We start from the raw sequence: 571 nt of genomic DNA, 5'->3' as shown, positions 1-571 counted from the left end.
TCTCTTCTGAAACTTTAACTTTAACCGAGCAAGAAAATACTGCTGTTGTTTCTACTAGGAGTGGAAGGGTGTTACAAGAGCCAGAGAAAAAAGTTGAGGGAGAGAAAAATGAGGAAGCTGAGGTAGAAAGAGATGAGGGTGTTGTGGAGGAAAGAGCTAGAGAGCCCACTAGGACTAGGGTTGTAAACACTCACATCCCTAAGATCCGCAAGATTCCATTTCCCAAGGCTTTGGTGAAGAAAAATTTGGATAAACAATTTTCTAAGTTCTTAGAGGTTTTTAAGAAGCTTCACATTAACATTCCTTTCTCCGAAGCCTTGGAGCAAATGCCAATCTATGCTAAGTTCATGAAAGATATCCTCAGTAAGAGAAGGAAGTTGAGTGAGGTCGATGAAACTATCTTGATGACCGAAGAGTGTAGTGCCATTTTGCAAAGGAAGATGCCTAAAAAGAGGAGAGATCCCGGGAGCTTTACTATTCCGGTGGAGATAGAGGGGTTAACTGTGGTAGAAGCCTTGTGTGACCAAGGGGCGAGTATCAACTTGATGCCGCTTAGTATGTTTAAAAGGTT

The 571-nt window shown here is 42.0% G+C and carries 1 protein-coding gene; it reads left to right on the top strand.

The window, feature by feature from the left end; translation table 11 throughout:
* A partial coding sequence (locus tag AABA86_RS34335; protein WP_338309901.1) for a hypothetical protein occupies positions 1 to 571 on the top strand: 571 nt, incomplete at both ends.

Source organism: Bradyrhizobium sp. TM233, from assembly GCF_036247965.1.
GTDB classification, from domain to species: domain Bacteria; phylum Pseudomonadota; class Alphaproteobacteria; order Rhizobiales; family Xanthobacteraceae; genus Bradyrhizobium; species Bradyrhizobium ottawaense.
Note: the sequence above shows the minus strand (reverse complement) of the source record. Positions and strands in the feature narration are given on the sequence as shown.